This window comes from Vibrio campbellii CAIM 519 = NBRC 15631 = ATCC 25920 (genome assembly GCF_002163755.1).
Lineage (GTDB): Bacteria > Pseudomonadota > Gammaproteobacteria > Enterobacterales > Vibrionaceae > Vibrio > Vibrio campbellii.
Genome location: NZ_CP015863.1, coordinates 1,236,516 through 1,255,666, shown reverse-complemented (window position 1 = coordinate 1,255,666; position 19,151 = coordinate 1,236,516). Strand labels below are relative to the sequence as shown.

Genomic DNA, 19,151 nt, shown 5'->3' with positions numbered 1-19,151 from the left:
TTAATAAGCTTTCTCAAAGTTGAATAAGCCTAATTGCATGGCGTCAGTTCGTCAGTGCCTGCCGTTCCTTTGTTCAAATCCAAGATACAGACTGACTCTTTATCATAGGGCATTGTGTATATACATTGGCCGGAATCATCATAAATTTGACTCCCTCCCATTCCTCTTGAATATGGGTCATTCAAGGCATGAGGCCAATTGCATTGCACGACGAAGGCGCCCGCTTCTTTTGCAATAAGAGATGCTCGCTCGTAGTAGCCCTGCGTTTGCTGCTCTTGTGATTTTTTACCAATGTAACTAGGCCAAAGGATCAAACTGGCTTGTTCTTGTACCTCAGATAAAAACCATTCGATGTCATCAACCTCTCGACAAATGACACTCGTTATTGATAATTGCGCCAAGTTAAGCAGTTCACGTCTTTCGCCTCTTCCAAAGAACTTGGTCTCACTTTCCGTTAGCCCTACTTTATTCCGTTGCGCCACGACGTCACCATTAACATCGATACATAGGTAGCTGTTAAATATACGCTCGCCTTCCGTTAACGGAGCACCAATAAAAAGCGTGGTCTTGTAATCGAAAGCAAGCTTGCATAGCGCCTGAATCGCGTGACAAATAGTTTGTGGTTCCGATTCCTGTTTGATGTTGCGGTGGAAGCCGCTAAAGCTCAGTTCAGGGAAAACCAGAGCATCTAACGCCCTCATATTCTCAACATGAGACACGATTGTTTTTAGATTTTCTCGGACCGTCCAACCCATCCTCATCTGAACTACACCAATCTTCACTCTTAGCCACCTCCTTGACCTTTCACATTTATAGGATTGTGCGGTTATCGTCTCACTTAGACGTGCCAACCCTTTCAATTCAAATAACTTTTTAATACCTTTTAACACACTAAAATAAGCAACAAGTTGCTAAACAAATTAATTTACTCAAAAGCGTGACATACGGCAAAGATGGAACTGTTCTCGAGCGAATTCGAAAACAAGTTGATATCTTGTTAAGGACTTAATATTTATGGATGAACTGATTGCTCAATATACTGGAGCAGATGAAAACTCTCGACTTACCCGTCAGAATATTACGAAGATAGAGTTTGATACCACAATGCACCTACTCGCCCCCTATTTAAAGTCAGGTGCCGATGTCTGTGAACTTGGAGCAGCAACAGGTCGCTATTCTCTTAGCTTTGCAAAGATGGGTTGTAGCGTGACCTCGGTAGAACTGGTTCCAGACCAAGTCGAGATCTTGAAAAAGAATGCAGAAAGAAAAGACTTAACCATAGATATCCATCTAGGCAGTGCTTGTCATGTCCCTTTCATTGAATCCGGTTCACAAGATATTTGCGTAATACTTGGTCCTCTGTATCATTTGAAAACCAAGAGTGAACGCGATCAAGCAATAAGTGAAGCAAAGCGCATCCTAAAACCAAATGGAATCTTAGCGGTAGCCTATATTTCTAGATTTTTCGTCGCTGGACTATTCGCACAAAAGTTTCCTCACCTCGTAACTCCATCGATTTTATCTGAGCTTTATACAAATGGCACAGTCACAGCCTCTGAGGCAGATCGTTTTTTCAGAGTTGGCTACTTTGCCTCTCCTGAAGAAATTGAACATTTGTTGCGCTCGCACACTTTCAACATACTCGACCATGCCGCTACCGATGGGTTTGGTCGCTATATCTCAGAAGGCATTAATAGCTTTACGCTTTCGCAATATCAAACATGGTTGGAATACCACTTAAATACATGCCGACAAAGTAGCTTATTAGGCTCAAGCAATCATGGACTCGTCATTGCTAAAAAAACAATCTAAACAACTAAAAAAGATTCAAAACGTATGGCACGAGAGATGTCGTATTTTGATTTGTCGTCAAAGAGAGCTGGGAGTACTCGGCTCACTTCTCTTCAGAAAATAAAAAGGAAAAACAAAATGCAATGCCCAAAATGCAATTCTGACTTTGAACAACTGCAAACTCCGCTAGGCGATGTTGAACGCTGCACTGAATGTAAAGGCTTATGGATCGATGCCTACGAAGTGGAAGCGATGAAGCCGTTAGCTGATGTGATTGATTCAGGTGACGAAGAAATCGGAAAAGCCTTCAATGCGATTGATCGTATCGATTGCCCTGTATGCCCAAACAATCAACTGCTTCGATTGGTCGATCCAAAACAGCCTCATATCTGGTTTGAAAGCTGTCCTACGTGTAAAGGTCGCTTCTATGACGCTGGTGAATTTAAAGATCTAGCGACACTCGACCTATCCGATTTTTTCAAGAAATTTGGCTTGGTTGAGCGCGTGTAATTTATTTCTTCTTTCCATAAAAAAGGCGCTGTATTCCCAGCGCCTTGATGATTAATTGCAAATCTACACAGTCGGAGCGGACGCACGCCACGCTTGAGTTTGACTATCAGCGATAGAGCGGAAAAGCTCACGTAGCTCTTTTAACAAGCCCTCTTGGAAACCAATGTATTCGTCTGCCCTTTGTTTATCTGATTGGGCACGAGCTGCTAATACTTCATCCTCTTTGCTTCGAGCTTGAGCTTCCGTTTGCTCTACGCTTGCTGCTGAGTTCCCCATTTGACCTAGAGCTTGAAGTACAGCGTTTCTCGCTTGATTGGACCCCGCCATCTTTTCAAATTTACGTCCAGTACTGGTTAAAGAGATCGACGTATCAGAGATATTTTCTTTAGCGGCTGCATATGCTTTTCTCACTTGATCCTGATATTTCGTCGACATATTACCACTAGCCATTAGCTCTTCAGCTTGCTCAAAGCCTGCTTTTTGAGTCTGCAAAACCTTGTTATGAGCGACTTCAGAACTAAGTTCTCGACCTGTTCTATAAGAACCAATCGCACCAACGATTGCTGTTGCTCCTGCAAGAACACCTGATACGATAGCCATTGCGAGCATAGCCTTTGCCGCACTATTTAATTCTTCAGCTTGGCTCTTGATACTAGCTACATTTGCCTCGACCGCAATTTCACGTTGCTGTACTTGCTGGTCACGGGTTAATTTGGATACTTCATACAGCAAAGCGATAAGGGACAGTGACTGAGAAATAGCCTCTGACGAGGACTTAGCTACGTCTTTGCCTGCCAACGCGTTTTCTGTTATTTGCATTAACAGGTTTGTTGTTGAGGCCAACTCATCCATCAATTTTGCTACCGCGATAGCTTGGTCTCCAATAGCTGGCGCTTTTGGGCCATCCAATTGGTAGTGTTTCGCATTCGCCACGTTGCTTTCAGCACTAGCGCGGATTGCAGCTGCTTCGACTTTGGTTTCAGGGGTTTTCTCAGTATGACTGGTTCTGTTAAGTTCGCCCAAACCATGAAGAGCTGCGTGTCCAGTATTACTAATATTTTCTATCATAATTATTCCTTAAACATTTGTAGGGCGGTTCGTCAGCGTTTTCATTGTTTCGCCTTTAGCTAGGACCATTTGCATGATGACGTTCATTAGTTCTTGGAAACCTTCCATCAACTTGGAAATTTCTTGTTTCAGTTTGTCAAGCACCGCTTGGCTCAGTGTCATCTCAGCCCTTAACTCTGTAATGTCCGCCTGAATGTTGGTCAAACGCGCGTTGTTTGTCCCGTGAACACTATCCGTGGCAGCTTTACCGACATTGACAGTGATGTCGGCACCCTCAGCACCAAAACGGATCGCTTTTGCAGTTGTCGTTGCCGCTTTCGACCCCCAATCAGCAAACTTTGTGATACTGGTGGATGCTTTTGTGGCGATATCAGTGACTTTCTGTGCAATTTGACTTGCACTCTTAGCAGCCAACTTGGCAACCCCCGCCGCGGCAGTGCCACCAAATGTGACAACAGCACCGATGACAGCAGTCGCAATCTCAAACGCCATGACGACTTTACTCAGCACATCGACATTAATTCCGGCCTCTTTCATCGCCTCCTGTACAGCGGGCTCTTGCAAAGTCATGTTGACAGCACCCAATACACCGCCCGCGATCATTAACGCGCCAGCAACAGCACCGATCCCAGTTGCGACCATAATTGAGCCAACAACAATAGAGGCTACAGCGCTGACCCAGCCGAAAATCTTAGAAGCTAAGCCCGACTTTTGTGCTTCTTTCGCCGCGGCCTCAGATTCTTTGATCTTCTCCTGGTTTTCTGCCATCTCAAGTTTATGTTTTTCTTGAGCTACTTTGACTTCCTGCATTTTAAGCTTGTTTTGAGCACTCTTAATTTTGTCTGCGATAGCAGCCAGCTCAATCTCGAAGTCGTCCACTGAGCCTGCGATTATTCTCACGGCTAGTGATCCAGTGCTGTCAGCAACAGCATGTAAGCCACCAGCTATCGAGTCTACAATTTTTTGTAGCTGTGCAATGGCCTTCAACGTCAGGTCATTCACCTTATCGCTGACAGCGGCATTCGGTGCATCAAGCTGAACTTTTACCTTACCGGTGTTCAATGCTTCAGCACCTTTACCTTGTACGTTTTCAAAGGTTACTGACGGCGATGCGTGAGCAGCGGTCTTGCCAACCTTGTTTAACGTAGTTTCGTCAGAATCAAGCGTAAATACCTGATTCTGAATGCGGTCAAGTGCAATAGAACTCATATTCTAGTTACTCCTTTTGTTTCTCACCGCTTCTAACATGATGCCTGCTCGTTGATGCAAGTCTGCATACTCTGATTTACCAGCAGACATCTCCTTCGCGCTGTAAAACCCACTCTCTGCTTCCGTCAGTTGCTCAAGTTTGAGATGACATTCTGCAGAGTGGAAAGGTGGGCGTGGATCATTAATGTCCATAAGCGCAGCGTAGCTGTAGGCATCAAGCGCCTGCAGGTACTCACCTAGTTCCTGACGAGCCGCACCCAAACCAATGAAAAATCGCGCTTGATAGTGATCAAGCATGCTAAGCAGCTGAAATACCTTTGCGGCCTGCTCTATTTTGCCTGACTGGAAAAAGTTGTACCCAACCGCGTAAATGTGCTCAATGGTATCTGCCGATACATCGTGCAGCATTTTTAGCGTGCCTCCCTCTTCCAGAAATGAAAGGAGTTCTTCTGCTCGCATTTGAGATAGGTCAGTTGGCGCGTTTTGTGTAGTCATGGTTATTTATCCTTAAAGGGCTCGTAGGATTTCTTGTAAAATACTGTGGTACTTCTGAACAAATTTGTTCATCGCCTCAACGGTTGCATTGTATTGAGAGCTGATATCACTGAGCTCGGTCGTTTTTAGTTGAACTGTATCGTTTTTAACCTTGGACTGATCACTTACTGAATTAGAAAAACTTGCCAATTGATCGCCCTCAAAACTATCTGCTGCTACTGATACGCCCTGCTTTGTCAGAAAGTCTTTGTGGTTTTCGAACTTATTATTTGTCAGATATGCATACTCAGGTGAGGCCTTAAAAGATGCTTCACTGTCGTAGCCAAAGTCACTTGCTTGGAAACTCGTATTCCCTGGTTCATATTTTTCTTTTGCACTTTGTTTTGAGTGTATCTTCGACTGTATGGCACCAAAAATTCTTAACTCCATCGTTAAGTTTTCCAGTTCACCTTTCAGAATGTTACGCTTCTCAAGACGGTCGACTCGGCGCTCGTTTAGAGCAAACAAGACGCGTTCATCAAAGCGGTCACCGATACTCGATTCAATCACCGACAGTAGATCACGAGCGGTCAATGCGTGCTCAGCATTCACTTCTTTACTGCTAATTTCCTCTGGTGTGATTTTGCCCAAGCGATCATTGAGTTTTTCTAGGTTCTCCATCATTTTTTGATGACGTGCAATGAAATCCGTCCCGATGTCTTGGCCTGCGACTATTTTGTCGAAAAGGAGTCGGATATCTTGTGCGGTGTTTTGTTTAATCCGCTCAAGTTGCTCCGGTGTTGTTTGAGTGACCTGAACATCAAGCAAGCCGTTATAGAACGCATCGATCTGAGTGTTGATAAGCGCAATGGCTATATTGGAGAACAAACTCGATAATGTGATCGCACTAGGATCCGATTTTATTCTCGCGATCTCGGCATCAAGGATGGTTTGCAGTTGAGTAACACCACCTGCGCCGTAAGCATTTTCAAACTGTCCTTTTACTTGTGTCGCTAAGCTATTTAGCGCATCAGTAAGTTCCTGCTTAGACATGCCTGGAATCCAAGCAATCTTGTTCGCCAAGGCCTGTGCATCAGCGGTGCTGATGGTGATCCCAATGCTATTGAAAGAGGCAACAAGTTGAGCGGTAACAGCAGCTCTAAAGCTTTCTTCTGTTAAGAAGTAGTCTGAATTCTTAATCTCATTAAGGTTGACCGAACCAAGATTAGTAACGGCATTTCGCAAGAACGGAATAGCACTCTCACGTACCTCACTTGTACTCATCTGCACTGCCAATGCATTTACAAACGAGCTAATCTCCACCGTTGCTGCTTTAAGAGCGCTCGTATCTAAAGCTTCAATCTGCAGTGCTTGGTTACTCTGGCCCCCTAAGCGGAAATTAGCGACAAAGTCGGTCGGAAGCGAGCTGTCGACCCTATCTTTTAGCAGTGTACTAAACCAAGATTGGAATTGATGCGCGAGCGTAGTATTAACGCCCGTTTCCACTTCTTTGGGTGCGATCTGACCATTCAACGCTTGGTTTTGCAGTGACCGCATCCAATGCGCAGTGGTCTCAGTGGCAGCAGTCCCAGTAAAGGCATCTTGCTTCTTTAAAAGTGTACCCAATGAATCTGCATAAAGATCCAAGCTTTCTTGTTCCGTACGCCCAACGACCATGGGTAATTGGCGAATCAATGACTCTAATTGATTCGGGTCGATATGGGCATCGCTTAGAATGGGAGAAAGGGTCTTAACCAAACTCTGCTGGAATGCGATCTGAGAATCACGATTGGCTGTTGTATTGAGAACTCCGGTGATGGAGTTCATGGTTGTCATATCCGTCATGTAAAAACCTCTAGATCACCATGCCACGCATCATGGTCGGTCGCTTGCGCCTAGTGCCTTTGGTGCTCGCGGCTTGTGGCTGATGCTGTTGTTGTCTGCGGCGTTGTACTTCTTCAAGCAGCTCATGCTCTGCTTGTTTCATCAATTGAGGCGAAGCATTTAACCCATCGAGCAGAATGTTGCCTGCTACCGGACCAACGCCTAATCCTTCGAGTAGTTCATTGAATACGTCAGTCCTGTCTTCTGCATTACGAATAGCAAGTTCCGCATTTTCAATGGTTTCAGTAAAGGGTTGCTTCATCTTGGGTCCTATCTTAAAGCGAAGCATCTCTGGGATGCTGTCAGTAACAGTCGAGAGTTTTTACTTTTTTCTCTTTTTAAGTGGGCGGTAATCACTGAGGCGCAAGAAGTACCAATCTTCTTGTTCACCGTGGCTCGCACCGCAGGCTCGTAAGTAGAATTGTGCTAACCGCTGGCTGCTCATGTTGCTACCTCGCAATACATCAACGTTGCCACGAATAGCCCAGTCGGGCGGGTACAAGCGGATGGCATGTTCTGCGAGCATAAATAGCGCGGAGAAAGGGTTGCTTAGGCCTTGGTTTGGGCTGATTCTTCGCAGTAATACGATGATGATTTCGCCCTCTTCGACACGGAAGACCAGCTCCATCCCATCACATTCATAACGATGACCAAGTAAGATAGTACTTTTCTGCCAAAAGTAGGGCGTCACTTCGATACCTGACGCCACTAGAGACTGAATGAGAAGGCATTCCATCACATACCTACCCTGCCAAGCGGTTGAATATTGATTTGTTGCGTCAGCTCTTGGAACGACAACACCGGCAACTCGTAGTATTCAGATTCAATCAGTTTGCGTACGTAACGACGCACGTCCATCGACACCACCAGCACAGGCTTATTTGGCATGCGGCTTAAATCACCAATGGTTTGCTTAACGTCGCTGACAAATTGCTGAGTGACAGAAGGGTCAAGCGCCAAGTAACTGCCCGCAGAAGTCTGACGAATGCCGTTACGGATCGTATCCTCCAAACTCTGATCCAACAGATAGGCTGGCAGCATGTTTTGACCGCTGGCGTACTTGTAACAGATATAGCGTTTCAAGCTTGAACGGATATATTCCGTCAGCTGTACCACGTCTTTCTCTTTCTGGCCCCACTCAACCATGGCTTCTAAAATCACTCGTAAATTACGAATAGAAATGTCTTCAGAAACCAAACGCTGCAGGATTTCCGTCATCTTTTGCAAAGGCACAATACGTTGCGCTTCTTTTACTAGCTCGGAATAACTGCCTTCCATTTGCTCAAGCAGATAGCGGGTCTCTTGAATACCGATGAAGTCTTGCGCGTACTCTTTCAAAACGTGAGACAAGTGATAAGTCAGAATGCGATCGGGGGTTAAAAAGCCCACGTGACTGTTTTGCAGTTTTTCGTGATGACTTTGATCGACCCAAATGCTCGTAATACCCGGCAGAAAGTCGTCGTCTTTTTCGTAAGGTACGCCCAGTAAATCAATCTGTTCATTACCTTCGGTCACCAACAGTTTTTCGCTTTCAATTCGTCCGCGAGCTACTGGCACTTCTTGCAATTGAATCAAGTACTCGCCGTTACTCATTCCTTCGTTGAAGCGTAAGTGAATACCGGGGAACGGCACACCGAGATCGAGATAAAGCGCGCGTCTGACTCGTGCAAGCTCATCGTTCAGAGCCACGGCTTCTAAACTCTCTTGTAAGCGAGAATCTAAGTCGATGAGCAGCGGTACTGTCATAGCAAACTCTTCTTGCTCACCCAGCTTGCCTTTGCTGTTGCGAGATGGCGTCGGTTTATTAGGCTTAGCCGCTGGCGAACCAGCTCCTTGGGCGACGAAGCTAGGCAAGTCAGAACTGTCGGATTCGCTTTGTTTTTTCTGTTGGTAAAACAAGAAGAAGCCGCCACCGCCAACAATCGCGGCAAGAATCAGGAAGGTAACCTTCGGGAAGCCCGGAATAAGAGCAAACAAGATAAGCAGAACGCCACCAACCAACAAAGCTCTTGGCTGAGCAGTCACCTGACCACCAATATCTGAGCCTAAGTCAGAAGAGTCCTCGTTTGAAACACGGGTAACGATGATGCCGGCCGTGATAGCGATAAACAGTGCTGGGATCTGCGAAACCAGACCATCTCCGACGGTCAGGATCGCAAACAGCTCAAGTGCCTCAGAGGCAGACATGCCCTTCTGAGTCACACCGATGGTGACACCACCGAGAATGTTTACCACGATGATAATCAGGCCCGCGATTGAGTCGCCTTTCACGAACTTCATCGCACCATCCATCGAGCCATACATTTGGCTTTCTTTTTCTATCAATGAACGGCGGTGACGCGCCTCATGAACATCAATAACTCCAGCGCGCATATCGCCGTCGATACTCATCTGCTTACCCGGCATCGCATCAAGAGAGAATCGAGCGCTGACTTCCGCAACCCTTTCAGAGCCTTTGGTGATCACCATAAATTGAACAATGGTGATGATCAGGAAAACAACAATACCGACCACCAAGTTACCGCCGACCACGAAGTTACCAAAGGTGTATACGATCTGACCTGCGTCGCCTTGCAGCAGGATAAGGCGCGTTGTCGTAATAGAAAGTGACAAGCGAAACAAAGTAGTGATCAAAAGCACGGCAGGGAATGCAGAGAATTCTAGCGGTGTGGTGATGTAGATAGCCAACATCAATAAGACGACCGCAATACTCATGTTGGTACCGATCAAAACGTCCACTAGTGCCGTAGGTAGAGGCAAGATCATCATAAAGACGATCGCAAGTAGCATCACGGCAAGCATGATGTCTTTACGCTGTCCGGCTTTGTTTAGAATATCGATCAACTTATTCATTTGATTCACTATTTAGAGATTGTAGATAACGTCGATGTGCGTGGCGGGCACCTTCAACATCCTGTTGTTTCCAGCGAGCTTGGCTTAGGCAAAACCACAAACCGGCTTTATTTGAATGTTCGGTTTTCAATAAGCTTTCACACAGCTCGATTGAACGTGTGTATCGACCTGAATTCAGGCATGCTACTGCTAATGTTTGACGAGCTTCTTGATGCTGAGGTTCGATTTCTAGCAGTGCATCAAGCAAGGTAATCGCTTGTTCCGGCTTTTGATATTGAACTTGGAGTGCAGCGTGGATAAGCAACAGCTCCACGTCTTTCGTTTGCAACATGGGGCTTAAACCTGAATCAGTAGATTCAACGCCATGGTGAGATAACGTTGGTCTAATTGGGTGCTTTGCAGTGTTTCCAGTGCCTGATTGAGCGCATGCGAACCATTTTTCTGCGCCAATTCCTGAAGCCGCTGCTGAGTGGTATCAAACTGTTGACGGTATTTGTCTGGGCGAAGTAGCTCCGAATGCGTCAACTTTGGCTTGGCCAGTGACATCAAGTACTGCTCAGAGGGACGAAGCTCGTACAGCTTCTCTAGGTGCGTCGCGACGGCTTGACCATCAGGCAACAGTTGAAAACGCTGTGGGAAGTCGTTTTCAACTTGCTCAAGCGAAACGTGAGTAAAGCCTTCAATACCAACGTTTAACGTACTAATACGACTCATGAATCCGCCACATCTTTATGTAAACGAACCAGTAGAGCGAACGCTTGCTCGATGGTTGGCAAGGTCACTTCATCCCCTTCAATTTGTGCAGAGAAGACCAGTGTCTGTTCATCCAGTAACCCGGTCTTAATAAGGAATGGCCAACCTTGACCTGCATGGCAAAAACTCAACGCCTTTTTAATCGGCTCATTCGACTGGTGCCAAGGCAGCGGTTTCGCCAGCATAAGAAACAGGCAGTCCTGATGCTTCTCGATATGCAGAGTGCCGCTTTGTTCAAAGCTCAGTTGAACGCGTCCTGCGGACGAGAAGTCCACCGCTTCAAGCCCCATCCCTCGGCAAAAATCATCCACTGACGCATCAATCCAGTTCATCGTCCCACATTTCCTCTTCTTCTAAATCAATCGCTTCATCAAGCGCTTTTTGCACAGCTTGTATTAGGTTTTGTCGCTGTTCTTCATCGTTAAATACATCAATTGGAATATGGCGAATCAGTTTGTGCAGTTCCCTAAAAAAGCTGATTTTGCGCTCCGTGGACGCCAACTCCATGGCGTTCACTAGGTTCCATATCTCGGCACTTCCCACCCAACGCTGCTCAACCAAAGCGATGACGTCTGACATCAAATCAGTAACTTGATAAGCCATAGTTTGCCTGCTGAGGTTTGAACATATGGTAGAGGTTGCTAACTTGGTCTTGAAGCGTATTCAACGTCTTAAGTTTTTGCATATCGGACATCAGAAGCTGAAGCTTAACGGAGTCAATATTGCTACCTTGAACGCTCAAATCTGCGCTCATGCCCTGCAACATAAAGTCGACCGCCGTGGAGACCTCTTTTGCACCAAAACGCTCAACCACATCCTTGTATGCTGAGCCTAATCCTTGGTAGCTGTGTACCGTGTCGCGATAGAAACCACGTAATTGGTGCAAACTGCTAAAGCCCTGCTCTTGGCTGAATTCATCCGCGAAGCTTGAAACTCGAATTTCAGTATCAATCTGAGCCCAAGAGTCCGGGTTCTGCTCAAAGGTCAGAATGGCTTGGTCTATCAGCGCCAATAAGTTCTTACTTTCTGGATTGGCTCCGAGGAACTTTTTCACTGCTTGTAGCGCGAGGTACTGATGGCTCTTCTCTTCAGAGAATCCGTTGAGGTACGCCTGTAACTGAGCAATCGTTGATAAGTTGCCGCTTGCCATTTTAGTAGCAAGGTCTTTGATCTTTTGGTTCTTCTCAAGATCAGGCACTTTTCTTAGGTAATCAGAAACCAGCTCATGCGCTTCATTCACGCGAATACTGCCGTCTTTCACTTTGCGTTTAGTGAGATCTTTTTCTGCTTTTTCTGAACCTAATGCCGTCAGCTCTTCCATTGCATCAAACAACGACTGAGTTGCATTGTGTACGCGGACAGTTTCACCCCGATAATTACCATTGACTGAGGCTCCCGTGCGGGAAGACTCAAGGTTACTTCCAATTGGCGCGTCAAATTTGTTGCCCGTTAAAATTTGGCTATTGATAGTGCTCATTGATTTGCACTCCTTCCTACAATATGAGCGAATTATAGGAATTGCATTTTTAATCGGCTGTCAAAATCAGACGTGTTTTTTTAGGGCGTTTTAAGTTTTCTAAAAACTCCCGACCAATAGTCACTATAAATACGGCGCCATCCTTTCTATTCTCCCAGCATCAGTTATTGCGCATGTTTTCTTAAATTGAACGACTTCTCATACATCACCGAAACTCAACAATCGGCCATCAAGCAAACACGTTTGATCCAAATCCGCGGTCGCGTGACTCAAGTGACTGGCACCATCATCAAAGCCGTTGTGCCTGGTGTTCGTGTCGGCGAGCTTTGTGAGCTACGAAATCCCGATCAAACTTTGTCGCTGCTTGCGGAAGTGGTGGGTTTTCAGCAACACCATGCGTTGCTTACCCCACTTGGCAACATGTTTGGTATTTCCTCCAATACCGAAGTGAGCCCGCTTGGAAAAATGCACGAAGTCGGCGTTGGCGATCATCTTTTAGGGAAAATTCTCGATGGCCTGGGCCGCCCATTCGATGGCTCTCAGAGCACTGAACCGAGCGCTTGGTATCCGGTTTATCGTGATGCGCCGCCACCAATGCAGAGAAAACTGATTGAAAAGCCGATTTCGATGGGTGTGCGTTCTATCGACGGATTGCTCACCTGTGGTGAAGGACAAAGGATGGGTATTTTTGCTGCGGCTGGCGGTGGTAAAAGTACCCTACTCGCCAAGCTTATTCGCTCTGCCGATGTCGATGTAACCGTGCTTGCCCTCATCGGTGAAAGGGGCCGTGAAGTAAGAGAATTTATCGAACACGACCTTGGCGAAGAAGGCATGGCAAGGTCAGTACTTGTTGTCGCAACCTCAGACCGACCAGCAATGGAACGTGCCAAAGCGGCGTTCGTCGCGACTTCCATCGCGGAGTACTTCCGCGACCAAGGTAAGCGTGTTCTGCTGCTGATGGATTCGGTGACGCGTTTTGCCCGAGCTCAACGTGAAATCGGCTTGGCAGCTGGCGAGCCACCAACACGACGAGGCTATCCGCCTTCTGTTTTTTCCGCACTACCAAAACTGATGGAACGTGCAGGTCAATCAGACAAAGGCTCCATCACCGCGCTGTATACCGTACTTGTGGAAGGTGACGATATGACTGAGCCAGTGGCCGATGAGACCCGTTCGATACTCGATGGTCACATCATTCTTTCTCGCAAACTGGCGGCGATGAACCACTATCCAGCCATTGATGTGCTTCGTTCAGCCAGTCGTGTGATGAACCAAATCGTCGATAAAACTCATCAAGCGTCCGCGGCTCACATGCGTGAAATGCTGGCCAAATATGAAGAAGTCGAACTGCTGATAAAAATTGGTGAGTACCAACACGGCGCCGACAGTCGCGCGGATATGGCCATCGCACAGGGAGATGATATCCGAGCGTTCTTACGCCAAGGCACGCACGAGCCGAGTGAACTCGAAGAGACCGTCACACAGCTGCGTGGGCTTGCAGGCTTATGATCGAGCAATTGCTAGAGATAAAAAAAATTCGTGCCGACCGTGCCGATCGCGCGGTTCAGCAACAAGAGTATCGAGTCAATAACGCACGAGCCTCACTCCGAAAGGCGGAACAGTCTGTCGTTGATTATCGTCAATGGCGCGAAGAGGAAGAAGAACGGCGCTTTGCAAAAGCCAAACAGAAAACCGTCGTTCTAAAAGAACTTGAAATATTGCGGCAAGAAATCGCGCTGTTAAGGGAAAGAGAAGCCGATTTAAAACAACGAGCCGCAGAAGAAAAAAAGGCATTAGAACAAGAGAACCAGCGACTCAAGGAAAGAAAGCAAGAAGCTCTGGCCGCCCATAAAACCAAAGAAAAATTCATTCAATTAAACGAACAAGAAATCGCTGAGCAAGCACGCCAAGTGCAGTATCAAGAAGAGCTCGAACAAGAAGAGTTCCGCAGCGTTGTTGTTTCATAGAAGGTAAAGATGCGAGTCAAAAACGATCATCCAAACACAACTGAACGTCCGCAACAGGTTCAACAGAGGCCGGTCAACCAAGTCTCAGAAGAGCTTGAATCTCGCTTTAATAATGCGCTTAAGCCAACGCAAGCAGAAAGCGAACATGAGTCAGAGACCTCTCGTTTATTCGCTGCTGTATTGAACGCAGACAAGCTCGATGGCATGAAGCACAAAGGCAAGGTCAGCAGTGCTATTCCTGAGGCGGGGAAAGAGCAGCTCGAAGGTGGCCAAGAGCACCCAGAAAAGCCAAGTCACGATCTCTCAGAAAGAGAGCCCCTGCAGGTATTGGACAACAAAGATAAAAACGAAGAGAGCCATAGCGAGACGTCAGAGCGCGCTGCGAAAGAGCCACATTCAGATACCGCTAAACCCCTCAAGCCTCACTCTCTAATCGAGCAGTCGGTAGGAAGTAAAGAAACGGATAAATCACAGCCGTTGGGTTCTAACTCTGCGGCAGAAAAAGACTCGAACAATAAGCAAGTCAGCACGGCACCATTAGATAATGGTTCGTCTCGTGATCCTAAAATACCGATGACCAGCTTGCCTAACGCTCTAAAGGATCAGGTATTACCGATTCAGACTGACCAAGCCAATCTGCATAACAAAACCAATCTACGGAACAAAACTGAGCCATCAACCGTGCAGAGTGTGCTGCAAGGCCAACTACATAAGTTAGATGCAGCAGCTCATAAACTCGACCCTGCGGCAAAAGACGCAGCTACTATTGTGGACTCGAAAATTGTCGACTCGAAAGCCGCATTGTCCGCGCTTGAAGAGAAGGTTAAAGCAGTGAAACACATCGAACCGCGTCATCCGAGTTCAGAGTCGGACGCTAAGCTTCACCCGACGGCCAACCTAAGCCAATCAACAGCGCAAGGCGACATCATACTGAGAAATGTAGAGACACACGCGCCCCAGAACAGAGCTCAAGACGTAAACGAATTGATTAATAAGTTAGTCGACAAGATCTACGTGTCTCTTCCTTCAGCAAACGAGAAAGAAGTTCGCCTGCTTCTGAATGAAGGCCAATTAAAAGGTGGCGAGATCTCCATCAAGCAAGACAGTTCTGGCTACAGCGTGCTGATTAAGCAAGAGCACGCTCTTTCGCTGATCAACCAAACGGCTAAGCAAGAGTTGACCGAGCGTCTGCAACGTTTAGGCATCGACCAACCGATTCGAATTGCAGTCAGCGAACAGATGAACCAACAACAAGACCAACAACGCTCGCGACAACAACGCAGCATTTACGATGAATGGAAGCCTGAGGACGAATGATGATATTAGATTTCCCAAAGGTCGAGCCTTCAAGCATCGCGCTCAGTAATCAACTGTGCGCAAAACAGTGTCACTTTCAAGATAGTCAGAGCAATAGCTTATCGGTCACGCTTGGCCAAAAGCCGGAGTTTTCTGGCTATCGTTTAACGCTACTCATTGGCGGACAAACCATTCAAATCGATTTCAGCGGTGCGCAATTACAGCAATGGTTGCACGGCATTCTTGACTCGACGGCATTTGAATCACTGCCAAACTCTTTGCAATTGGCGTTGCTCAGTAGCCAAATTGAGCCCTACACCGACATGATTAAGCGCTTATTTGGACAACTTCCGGTATTGAGCAAGCTGCAAGTTCATGAGCAGCCCGCATCAGAAGAAAACGTGTTGATGCTCACCATCAATCGTGATGATGTCTCTCTTAGCCTGTGGGTCCACGAAGGTCGGGATGTGTTGATTGACACTCTGCCACAAGCGCCCTCTTACCTGAGCCAAAACATCGCACTGCCCTTCTGGTTGAGCTTTGGCAAAACACGTTTGGCACTCAGTCAATTTGAGCAACTTGAACTTGGCGATGTGGTGTTTTTCGACGATTGCTACATCGCGCAACACCAAGTGCTGCTTCAGGTCTCCAATCACAACCTTTGGCGATGCCAACTCGACAATACGACACTCCATATCCAAGAAAAAGAAACCAATATGAACGATATCAACAGCTCTGAAGCACTGACCGACCACCAGCAATTGCCAATTGAACTGACTTTCGATGTTGGTCAGCAAACCATTACTTTAGAACAGCTTAACGCGCTGCAACCGGGTTTTACCTTTGAGCTTAACCAGCCAATTTCTAACCCAGTCACTATGCGAGCAAACGGCAAAATCATTGGTGAATGCGAACTAGTGAACATTAATGAACGCTTGGGTGTCCGCGTTCTCGAACTGTTTGGCGGCAGTCAGGAGCCAGCATGATCCAGTTACCTGATGAACTGAACCTCATCGTTACACTCGCCCTTCTTGCTTTGATTCCTTTCATTGCAATGATGGCGACCTCCTTCGTTAAACTGGCCGTGGTTTTCTCTCTGCTAAGAAACGCATTAGGTGTACAGCAGATTCCACCCAATATGGCCTTGTACGGATTGGCGATCATTCTGTCGATCTTCATCATGGCACCAGTGGGTTTTGAAACCTATGACTACGTGACGCAGCATGAAATATCCCTAGAAGATTCCGAGAGTATCGAAGGACTGATTGAGAGCGGATTGCAGCCGTATCGTGAGTTCTTGAAAAAGCACATCCGTGAAACTGAATCGGTGTTTTTTACCGATGCAGCAAGAACCTTGTGGCCACAAAAGTACGTCGACCGTTTGGAGTCAGACAGCTTATTGCTGTTGCTCCCCGCCTTTACCGTGAGTGAGCTAACGAGAGCGTTTGAGATTGGCTTCCTGTTGTACCTGCCATTCATCGCTATCGATCTGATCGTATCCAACATCTTGCTGGCCATGGGCATGATGATGGTCTCGCCAATGACCATCTCACTGCCATTCAAACTACTGCTCTTTGTGTTGCTAGACGGTTGGACTAAGTTGACCCATGGCCTAGTGCTCAGCTACGGATAATGAGGAGAGAAGCATGAATCCGGCTGAAATCATCCACTTTACCACTCAGGCTCTAACGCTTGTTCTGTTCTTGTCGCTGCCGCCGATCTTGGTTGCGGCACTGGTCGGTACCTTGGTCTCTCTCGTCCAAGCGCTAACACAAGTACAGGAGCAGACGTTAGGCTTTGTCGTCAAACTGATCGCCGTCATCATAACCTTATTTGTTACCACTCAATGGCTGGGCGCCGAACTGCATTCATTTGCTACCTTGACCTTGGATAAAATCCCGCAAATACGATGAGTTACGATGATTTGCACCAGGCCCTGTTCCTATACAGCTTGACGCTCCCTAGGTTAATGGCTTGCTTTATATTTTTGCCGATTTTAAATAAACAAACGCTCGGTGGCACCTTGGTAAGAAATGGTGTTTTGTGTTCGCTTGCGCTGTTTATCTTCCCAATGATTAACCAACAAGACCTGCCTGCAGAAACGGACGGGATTTGGTTGATGGTCATCTTAGGCAAAGAGGTACTATTGGGTATGCTGATTGGCTTTGTTGCAGCAATCCCTTTTTGGGCTATTGAGGCGGCAGGGTTTCTAGTGGATAACCAACGTGGTGCTGCGATGGCAAGTATGTTTAACCCCACTCTCGGCTCCCAGTCAACGCCAACGGCTGTGCTATTGACTCAAACCCTGATCACCTTGTTCTTCTCCGGTGGTGGCTTTGTCGCTTTTATTTATGCGCTGTTTAACAGCTATTCGTCGTGGCCTGTGATTAGTTTTTTCCCAACCGTCACTGAGGAATGGGGGCGCTTTTTCTACGCTCAGTTCGAGCAACTTATGTGGCTTGGCGTTTTGATGTCTGCGCCTTTGGTTTTAGCCATGTTCCTTGCCGAGTTTGGACTCGCGCTGATTAGCCGATTCGCCCCACAGCTGAACGTTTTCTCTTTAGCTATGCCGATCAAAAGTGCCATTGCCAGCGTGCTATTGATTGTTTATTTGGCATTGATGATGGACCACTTTCAAGCCCTTTTCTCTGACATCGTACTGTTCAGAGAACAGCTCAATACCATTTGGTAATAACAGACAGGAAGAGCAATGAGCGGAGAAAAAACAGAACTCCCCACCCCGAAAAAACTTCGGGATGCCCGGCAAAAAGGGCAAGTCGCCAAAAGTCAGGAAGTCGTCTCATCGGCGTTAATCCTAGCCCTAATTGCCGTCTTATTTGCCTTTGCTGACTACTATATGTCGCACATCTCTGCCCTACTTTTGTTGCCGAGTGAGTTGGCTTATCAAGGGTTTCAGGATGCGTTGCTTGACGTAGCCATCGCCATCGCCAAAGAAATGGTTTACTTGCTGGCACCGATCCTGATCGTGGCGGCATTGATCGCCATCATGTCGAACATGGGGCAATTCGGCTTGCTGTTTAGTGGTGAATCCGTCAAACCAGATATCAAAAAGATCAACCCTGTCGAAGGGGCAAAACGAATTTTCTCGCTAAAGAGCATCATTGAGTTTATTAAGTCGATTCTTAAAGTGTCGCTCCTTTCCTGCATTATTTGGGTCACGCTGCGGGGCAACTTAAACACGCTACTGCAAATCCCGACATGCGGATTAGAGTGTGTACCGACCATCACCGGCGTATTGGTGAAACAACTCATGATCATCTCTTCCGTCGGCTTTATTGTGATTGCAGCTGCCGATTACGCGTACCAAAAGTTCGACCACACCAAGCAACTGAAGATGACTAAAGACGAGGTCAAACGCGAATATAAAGAGATGGAAGGCAGCCCGGAAATCAAGAGTAAGCGTCGTCAGTTGCACCAAGAGCTGCAAGCTTCGAACCAAAGAGATAACGTTAAACGTTCGAATGTGTTGGTCACGAACCCAACCCACATCGCGATTGGTTTGTACTACAAAAAGGGCGAAACGCCGCTGCCTGTGATAACCCTCAAAGAAACCGATGCAATGGCAAAACGTATGATCGCGATAGCCCACGAAGAAGGCATCCCTGTGATGCAAAAAGTACCACTCGCACGTGCTCTTTATGCCGATGGTCAGTTAAACCAGTACATTCCAGGCGATCTTATTGAAGCCACCGCTGAGATCCTGCGTTGGGTTGCGTCTCTTGAGCAGTCAGAGGAATAGCGAGTATAACTCGCTCACAATCATGTGAGTCATACTCAGAGAGCACACAGTACAAAAAAGAACTGTGTGCAAACAAAGTAGAATGGAATCGATAGATCTAAGCGGTTCA

23 protein-coding genes are annotated in these 19,151 nt (G+C 46.8%); 10 read left to right on the top strand and 13 right to left on the bottom strand.

Annotation, left to right across the window (positions count from 1 at the left end; all coding sequences use genetic code 11):
• Positions 1 to 29: 29 nt before the first annotated feature.
• Positions 30 to 782 (bottom strand): carbon-nitrogen hydrolase family protein, encoded by a 753-nt coding sequence (locus A8140_RS06040; protein WP_005528916.1) that lies wholly within the window; start codon positions 780 to 782, stop codon positions 30 to 32.
• A gap of 232 nt (positions 783 to 1,014) precedes the next feature.
• On the opposite strand from A8140_RS06040, the gene A8140_RS06035 reads away from it, so the two are divergent.
• Positions 1,015 to 1,812, top strand: coding sequence for a class I SAM-dependent methyltransferase (locus tag A8140_RS06035; RefSeq protein ID WP_005528918.1), 798 nt, complete (start codon positions 1,015 to 1,017; stop codon positions 1,810 to 1,812).
• Between the two features lie 117 nt (positions 1,813 to 1,929).
• Positions 1,930 to 2,301: a zf-TFIIB domain-containing protein gene (locus A8140_RS06030; protein WP_005528920.1), complete on the top strand. Its 372-nt coding sequence runs from the start codon at positions 1,930 to 1,932 to the stop codon at positions 2,299 to 2,301.
• Positions 2,302 to 2,364: 63 nt separating this feature from the next.
• Here A8140_RS06030 and vopD read toward each other — a convergent pair whose 3' ends face one another.
• The 12 genes from vopD to sctW are packed head-to-tail and all read right to left on the bottom strand — an operon-like array spanning position 2,365 to position 12,019.
• A complete protein-coding gene (gene vopD, locus A8140_RS06025; protein ID WP_005528922.1) occupies positions 2,365 to 3,369 on the bottom strand; it encodes a type III secretion system translocon subunit VopD in 1,005 nt (334 codons plus the stop codon).
• A 9-nt stretch (positions 3,370 to 3,378) separates the two neighbouring features.
• The gene (gene sctE / locus A8140_RS06020; protein ID WP_005528924.1) at positions 3,379 to 4,578 is read right to left on the bottom strand and encodes a type III secretion system translocon subunit SseC family protein; all 1,200 of its coding nucleotides are present in this window, start codon (positions 4,576 to 4,578) and stop codon (positions 3,379 to 3,381) included.
• Positions 4,579 to 4,581: 3 nt separating this feature from the next.
• A complete protein-coding gene (gene vcrH / locus A8140_RS06015) occupies positions 4,582 to 5,073 on the bottom strand; it encodes a SycD/LcrH family type III secretion system chaperone VcrH (RefSeq protein WP_005528925.1) in 492 nt (163 codons plus the stop codon).
• 12 nt (positions 5,074 to 5,085) lie between these two features.
• On the bottom strand, positions 5,086 to 6,897 hold the full coding sequence (locus A8140_RS06010) for a virulence-associated V antigen (protein WP_005528927.1): 1,812 nt from the start codon (positions 6,895 to 6,897) through the stop codon (positions 5,086 to 5,088).
• Positions 6,898 to 6,907: 10 nt separating this feature from the next.
• Positions 6,908 to 7,198: an LcrG family type III secretion system chaperone gene (locus tag A8140_RS06005; protein WP_005528929.1), complete on the bottom strand. Its 291-nt coding sequence runs from the start codon at positions 7,196 to 7,198 to the stop codon at positions 6,908 to 6,910.
• Between the two features lie 60 nt (positions 7,199 to 7,258).
• Positions 7,259 to 7,672: an LcrR family type III secretion system chaperone gene (locus A8140_RS06000; protein WP_005528931.1), complete on the bottom strand. Its 414-nt coding sequence runs from the start codon at positions 7,670 to 7,672 to the stop codon at positions 7,259 to 7,261.
• Positions 7,672 to 9,798, bottom strand: coding sequence for a SctV family type III secretion system export apparatus subunit VcrD (gene vcrD / locus A8140_RS05995; protein WP_086011845.1), 2,127 nt, complete (start codon positions 9,796 to 9,798; stop codon positions 7,672 to 7,674). The genes A8140_RS06000 and vcrD overlap by 1 nt, the downstream gene beginning before the upstream one ends.
• The gene (gene vscY, locus A8140_RS05990) at positions 9,782 to 10,120 is read right to left on the bottom strand and encodes a type III secretion system chaperone VscY (RefSeq protein WP_005426237.1); all 339 of its coding nucleotides are present in this window, start codon (positions 10,118 to 10,120) and stop codon (positions 9,782 to 9,784) included. Before vscY ends, vcrD begins: the two co-directional genes overlap by 17 nt.
• A gap of 5 nt (positions 10,121 to 10,125) precedes the next feature.
• Entirely contained in the window at positions 10,126 to 10,503 is a 378-nt protein-coding gene (gene vscX / locus A8140_RS05985) for a type III secretion system protein VscX (RefSeq protein ID WP_005528934.1), read from the bottom strand.
• Positions 10,500 to 10,874, bottom strand: coding sequence for a type III secretion chaperone SycN (gene sycN, locus A8140_RS05980; protein ID WP_005426085.1), 375 nt, complete (start codon positions 10,872 to 10,874; stop codon positions 10,500 to 10,502). Before sycN ends, vscX begins: the two co-directional genes overlap by 4 nt.
• On the bottom strand, positions 10,861 to 11,145 hold the full coding sequence (locus tag A8140_RS05975; RefSeq protein WP_005426113.1) for a TyeA family type III secretion system gatekeeper subunit: 285 nt from the start codon (positions 11,143 to 11,145) through the stop codon (positions 10,861 to 10,863). The genes sycN and A8140_RS05975 overlap by 14 nt, the downstream gene beginning before the upstream one ends.
• Entirely contained in the window at positions 11,126 to 12,019 is an 894-nt protein-coding gene (gene sctW / locus A8140_RS05970) for a type III secretion system gatekeeper subunit SctW (protein WP_005528936.1), read from the bottom strand. The genes A8140_RS05975 and sctW overlap by 20 nt, the downstream gene beginning before the upstream one ends.
• A gap of 186 nt (positions 12,020 to 12,205) precedes the next feature.
• Between sctW and vscN the strand changes: the two genes are divergently transcribed.
• Genes vscN through sctU form a run of 8 tightly spaced genes read left to right on the top strand, consistent with a single transcriptional unit; the run spans position 12,206 to position 19,042 of the window.
• Entirely contained in the window at positions 12,206 to 13,528 is a 1,323-nt protein-coding gene (gene vscN / locus A8140_RS05965) for a SctN family type III secretion system ATPase VscN (RefSeq protein ID WP_005528939.1), read from the top strand.
• On the top strand, positions 13,525 to 13,986 hold the full coding sequence (sctO, locus tag A8140_RS05960; protein WP_005528941.1) for a type III secretion system stalk subunit SctO: 462 nt from the start codon (positions 13,525 to 13,527) through the stop codon (positions 13,984 to 13,986). Before vscN ends, sctO begins: the two co-directional genes overlap by 4 nt.
• Before the next feature lie 9 nt (positions 13,987 to 13,995).
• Positions 13,996 to 15,303, top strand: coding sequence for a type III secretion system needle length determinant (locus A8140_RS05955; RefSeq protein WP_005528943.1), 1,308 nt, complete (start codon positions 13,996 to 13,998; stop codon positions 15,301 to 15,303).
• The gene (gene sctQ, locus A8140_RS05950) at positions 15,303 to 16,268 is read left to right on the top strand and encodes a type III secretion system cytoplasmic ring protein SctQ (RefSeq protein ID WP_005426297.1); all 966 of its coding nucleotides are present in this window, start codon (positions 15,303 to 15,305) and stop codon (positions 16,266 to 16,268) included. Before A8140_RS05955 ends, sctQ begins: the two co-directional genes overlap by 1 nt.
• Positions 16,265 to 16,915: a SctR family type III secretion system export apparatus subunit VscR gene (gene vscR, locus A8140_RS05945; protein WP_005426130.1), complete on the top strand. Its 651-nt coding sequence runs from the start codon at positions 16,265 to 16,267 to the stop codon at positions 16,913 to 16,915. Before sctQ ends, vscR begins: the two co-directional genes overlap by 4 nt.
• Positions 16,916 to 16,928: 13 nt before the next feature.
• A complete protein-coding gene (gene vscS / locus A8140_RS05940; protein ID WP_005426136.1) occupies positions 16,929 to 17,195 on the top strand; it encodes a SctS family type III secretion system export apparatus subunit VscS in 267 nt (88 codons plus the stop codon).
• On the top strand, positions 17,192 to 17,974 hold the full coding sequence (gene sctT, locus A8140_RS05935; protein ID WP_032999902.1) for a type III secretion system export apparatus subunit SctT: 783 nt from the start codon (positions 17,192 to 17,194) through the stop codon (positions 17,972 to 17,974). The genes vscS and sctT overlap by 4 nt, the downstream gene beginning before the upstream one ends.
• An 18-nt stretch (positions 17,975 to 17,992) precedes the next feature.
• Complete coding sequence (gene sctU, locus A8140_RS05930) at positions 17,993 to 19,042, top strand: type III secretion system export apparatus subunit SctU (RefSeq protein ID WP_005426254.1); 1,050 nt, start codon at positions 17,993 to 17,995, stop codon at positions 19,040 to 19,042.
• Positions 19,043 to 19,151 lie beyond the last annotated feature (109 nt).